The 4,981-nt window shown below is 72.0% G+C and carries 4 protein-coding genes; 1 reads left to right on the forward strand and 3 read right to left on the reverse strand.

The genetic code is table 11. The annotated features are described in order from the left end of the window. Positions 1-396 (forward strand): methyl-accepting chemotaxis protein (locus MFF54_RS26900; protein WP_238307252.1); only part of this gene is annotated, 396 nt, incomplete at its 5' end. Between the two features lie 213 nt (positions 397-609). On the opposite strand, the gene murD is transcribed toward MFF54_RS26900, so the two are convergent. The 3 genes from murD to MFF54_RS26915 form a co-directional block, all read right to left on the reverse strand. After that, positions 610-1,986 carry a UDP-N-acetylmuramoyl-L-alanine--D-glutamate ligase gene (murD, locus tag MFF54_RS26905; protein WP_238307253.1) on the reverse strand — a complete coding sequence of 459 codons (1,377 nt, stop codon included), beginning with the start codon at positions 1,984-1,986 and terminating at the stop codon, positions 610-612. Between the two features lie 92 nt (positions 1,987-2,078). Further along, on the reverse strand, positions 2,079-3,164 hold the full coding sequence (mraY, locus tag MFF54_RS26910; protein ID WP_238307254.1) for a phospho-N-acetylmuramoyl-pentapeptide-transferase: 1,086 nt from the start codon (positions 3,162-3,164) through the stop codon (positions 2,079-2,081). 87 nt (positions 3,165-3,251) lie between these two features. Beyond that, positions 3,252-4,709 (reverse strand): UDP-N-acetylmuramoylalanyl-D-glutamyl-2,6-diaminopimelate--D-alanyl-D-alanine ligase, encoded by a 1,458-nt coding sequence (locus tag MFF54_RS26915; RefSeq protein WP_238307255.1) that lies wholly within the window; start codon positions 4,707-4,709, stop codon positions 3,252-3,254. Between the last annotated feature and the right edge of the window lie 272 nt (positions 4,710-4,981).

The following is a 4,981-nucleotide window of genomic DNA, read 5'->3' on the forward strand; positions in this document are numbered from 1 at the left end:
CTCAACGCCACGATCGAGGCGGCCCGCGCGGGCGAGGCGGGACGCGGCTTCGCGGTCGTGGCCTCCGAGGTGAAGGCGCTCGCCGACCAGGCCGCGCGGGCGACGGAGCAGATCAACACCGAGATCAGCAACGTGCAGGCGGTCTCGCACGAGGTGGTGGGGGCGCTCGGCTCGATCCGCGGCTCGGTCTCGGTGATGCGCGAGACCGTGGTGGCCACCGCCGCCGCCATCGAGGAGCAGAGCGCGGTGACCCGCGACCTCGCCGAGAACATGCAGAGCGCGTCCGGTGCCGTCACCTCGATCACCGGCAGCATCGGCTCGATCGCCGCGGCGGTGGATCAGGTCTCGGCGGCGGTGAACACCACGCGGGACGCCGCGAAGGTGCTGGCGCGGTAAGGGGCGGTTCCCTCCGGCGCGGACGATCCCGCCCTCGCAGCTTGCTTTTGAACCGCCGCGTCTCCCGCCCCTCCTCGGGCGGGCGATCGCCTGTGACGATACCCGCTCTCACCACGTCATACCGGGCTCGCCTTCGGCGCCCCGGAATGACGCGAGAGCGAACCGAACCGTCCTTACGCGATCGCCTGCCTCCGTTTGGCGGAAAGCGGCGGCTCAGGGCAGCGCCCGCACCAGATCCCGGAAGCGGTCGCCGCGCTGCTCGAAGGAGCGGAACTGGTCGTAGGAGGCGCAGGCCGGGGAGAGCAGCACCACGGGCTCCGGCGCGCCCGAGGCCTCCGCCCCCGCGGCGGCGGCGGGCACCGCGGCCTCCAGGGTCTCGCAGCGGGTGTAGGGCACCGCGCCCTCCAGCGTCGCCGCGAAGGCGTCGGTGGCCGCGCCGATCAGGTAGGCGTGCGCGATCCGCTCGAAATACGGCACCAGTGGGAAGATGCCGCCGTCTTTCGCCTTGCCGCCGAGGATCCAGTGGATGTCCCGGAACGCGGTGAGCGCCTTCTCGGTCGAGTCCGCGTTGGTGGCCTTCGAATCATTGACGAAGAGCACGCGCCCGCGCCGGGCGACCTCCTCCATCCGGTGCGGCAGGCCCGGGAACGAGGCGAGACCGGCCTGGATCGCGTCGGCGGAGATGCCGAGCGCGCGCGCCACCGCCACCGCGACCGCGGCGTTCTGCCAGTTGTGGGCTCCCCGCAGGGAGCCGATGCCGGAGATGTCGGCGAGCCGGTCACCGCCGGCCTCGTAGACGGCCGCGTCCCGGCCGATCAGCGCGTCGGCCGGCAGGGCGACCTCACGCGGCGGATGGGCCGGGACATGGACCCGGACCAGTCGGTCCCCCCGGCGCTCGGCGATCTCGCGGCTCGGCCGGTCGTCGATGCCGACGATCGCGAGGCCGGCGCCCTGGATCAGCCGCTCCTTGATGGCGGCGTACTGCTCCAGCGTGCCGTGCCGGTCGAGGTGGTCCGGGGTGATGTTGAGGAGCACCCCGACGCTCGGCGCCAGCGAGGGCGTCAGGTCGATCTGGAACGAGGACAGCTCGATCACGTGGATCCGGTCCGCCGCGGGCGGTTCCAGGGAGAGGATCGCCGTGCCGATATTGCCGCCCATCTGCACGTCGCGGCCGGCCTCGCGCAGGATATGGGCGATCAGCGCCGTCGTGGTCGACTTGCCGTTGGTGCCCGTGATGGCGACGAAGGGCGCCTCGGGCGCGATCCTCGCCCGCTCGCGACAGAACAGCTCGATGTCGCCGATGATCTCGACGCCCGCGCCGTGAGCCAGCCCGACGCTCCAGTGGGGCGCCGGGTGCGTCAGCGGCACGCCGGGCGCCAGGACGAGGGCGGCGATGTCTGACCAGTCGATGTCGCGCAGGTTCGCGGTCTCGATCTCCGCGCCTTGCGCGCGGGCGACGCTCTCCGGGTTGTCGTCCCAGGCCAGCACGCGGGCGCCGCCCGCCTTCAGGGCCTGCGCCGTGGCGAGCCCCGAGCCGCCGAGGCCGAACAGGGCCACGGAACGCTCCGCGAAGGTGGTGATGGGGGTCATACGCGCGGCACCTCACGATCGGCCGCGCACCGGGCGCGGCCGCCTCTCCTAGCCCCCGGCCGGCGGCCGAGGGAAGAGCGCTCGGCCTAGCTCTAGCGCAGCTTCAGCGTGGCGAGGCCGGCCAGCGCCAGGATCACCGCGATGATCCAGAAGCGGATGACGACCTGCGCCTCCTTCCAGCCCTTCTGCTCGAAATGGTGGTGGATCGGCGCCATGCGGAAGACGCGCTTGCCGGTGAGCTTGAACGAGGCGACCTGGATGATCACCGACATCATCTCCAGCACGAACAGGCCGCCGACGATTGCCAGCACGATCTCGTGCTTCGTGGCCACCGCGATGACGCCGAGCAGGCCGCCGAGCGCCAGCGAGCCCGTGTCGCCCATGAAGATCTGCGCGGGCGGCGCGTTGAACCAGAGGAAGCCGAGCCCCGCCCCGATCACGGCGCCGCAGACCACGGCGAGTTCGCCCGTGTCGCGCACGTAGTTCACCTGCAGGTAGCTCGCCGTGAAGGAGTTGCCGACGAGGTAGGCGATCACCCCGAAGGTGCCGCAGGCGATCATCACCGGCACGATGGCGAGACCGTCGAGGCCGTCGGTCATGTTCACCGAGTTGCCCGCACCGACGATCACGAAGGCGCCGAACAGGACGTAGAACCAGCCGAGATTGAGCAGCGCGTCCTTGAAGACCGGGAAGGCGAGCTGGTTCTGCAGCGGGGCCGGCGAATAGTATGAGATCGCCGCGCAGGCCACGCCCGCGATGAGCGCCTCCAGCAGCAGGCGGGAGCGGCCGGAGAAGCCCTTGTGCGACTGCTTCGTGACCTTGAGGTAGTCGTCGTAGAAGCCGATTGCGCCGAAGCCCAGCGTCACCATCAGCGTCACCCAGACGTAATGACTGCGCGGGTTCGCCCAGAGCAGGATGGCGACGACGGCGCCCGCCAGGATCATCAGGCCGCCCATGGTGGGGGTGCCGCGCTTGGTCAGCAGGTGGGTCTGCGGCCCGTCCTCGCGGATCGGCTGGCCCTTGCCCTGGCGCAGGCGCAGCAGCGAGATGATCCAGGGCCCGAACCAGAACACGAACAGGCCCGCCGTGAACAGCGCGCCCCCCGTCCGGAAGGTGATGTAGCGGAAGACGTTGAGGGCCGAGAGCGTGCCGCTCAGGTCCGACAGGAGATACAGCATCGGTTCAGCCGAGCCCGCTCGTTCCGGAAGGGAGGGGGCGGCCCCTTGGCCGGCCCGGGATGGGATCAGGTGAGGGAAGCGGCGCCCTCAGGGTGTGGCGGTGCGGGACGCATCGCGCTGCGCCGCGGCGTCCGCGTAGCGGGCTTTCAGCGCCTCGACAATCCGGCCCATGCGCATGCTGTTCGAGCCCTTGACCATCAGGGCGTCGCCCGGCCGCAGGAGCTTGGCCAGCGGCTCGACGAGGTCGTCGGAGGCGGAGGCCGCGATGCCGCGGCGGCTCACCGGCAGCGCCTCGAACAGGTGGCCCATGCGGGTGCCGGCGGTGAAGACGAGGTCGATGCCGTGGGCCTCGACCGCTTCGGAGAGACCGCGGTGCTGCGCCTCGCTGGTGGGGCCCAGCTCCAGCATGTCGCCCAGCACCGCGATGCGGCGTCCGCGCGGGCCGGTCTCGATCCCGGCGAGCGTTGCCAGTGCGGCGCGGGCCGAGGCGGGGTTGGCGTTGTAGCTCTCGTCCACGAGCCAGGCCTCGCCGCCGGGCAGGTGCAGGGCGGTGCGGGCGCCGCGGCCGACCGGAGGGCTGAGCCGCGCCAGGGCGAGGGCCGCCTCCGCGAGGTCGGCCCCGAGCGCGTGGATCACCGCCAGCACGCCGAGCGAGTTCATGGCGGTGTGCCGGCCGGCGGTGCCGAGCTGGTAGGTGACGGGCTGGCCCATCACCACGGCATCGACCACCGAGAGGTCGGGCCGCAGGACGATCCGCAGCGCCCGCACGTCGGCGGATTCGTGCTCGCCGAAGGTGATCACCCGGCCGGCGGGCGAGGCCTGGGCGTGGGCGAGGAGGCGGGGATAGTTCGGGTTGTCGCGGTTGATCACCGCGACGCCGCCGGGCTTCAGCCCGGAAAAAATCTCGCCCTTGGCGTCCGCGATGGCCGCGAGCGAGGGGAAGTGCTCGATATGGACGGGCTCGACCGTCGTGATCAGCGCCACGTCCGGCCGGACCTGGGCGGTCAGCGGCAGGATCTCGTGGGCGTGGTTCATGCCGATCTCGAACACGCCGTAGCGCGTCTCCGCGGGCATTCGCGCGAGGGTCAGGGGCACGCCCCAGTGGTTGTTGTAGGAGGCGACTGAGGCGTGGGTCGGCCCCTGCGCCGCGAGCACGTGGCGCAGCGCCTCCTTGGTGCCGGTCTTGCCGACGGAACCGGTGACGGCGACGACCTGGGCGTCCGTGCGGGCGCGGGCCGCCCGGCCGATCGCCCTCATGGCGTCCAGAACCGGGTCGACGCCCTCGCCCGGCACGCCAAGTACCGGCCCCGACTGGGAAAATTCCTCCGCCCGCGCGGCCGCGACGACCGCGGCGCCCGCGCCCTTCTCCAGCGCGCCGGCGACGAAATCGTGCCCGTCGCGGGCCTCGCCCCGGATCGCGAAGAACAGGTCGCCCGGCTGGAGCGTGCGGGTGTCGATCGAGGCGCCGCCGATCGGGCGGGCCGTGCCGACGAGCCGCCCGCCGGTGGCGGCCTCCAGGGCTTGCGGGGTCCAGAGATCCGTCATGCCGTATCCAAATCGTTGACCGGTGCGCCGCAAAGGCGCCCGGAAACCCGCCGACATCCCGTCGGGATACCCGGTGCAAAACCGTCGAAACCCGCGGGATCCCGGTGCGAGGCCGGCCGCGAGCCGTCCGGGGTGCGGGGTCGCCCTACGCGTCGGCGATCGCGGCCCGGACCACATCGTGGTCCGAGAACGGGAGGGTGCGATCGCCCACGATCTGGCCGGTTTCATGGCCCTTGCCGGCCACCACCAGCACGTCGCCGGGGCCGAGTTCG

The organism is Methylobacterium gregans (assembly GCF_022179245.1).
Lineage (GTDB): Bacteria > Pseudomonadota > Alphaproteobacteria > Rhizobiales > Beijerinckiaceae > Methylobacterium > Methylobacterium gregans.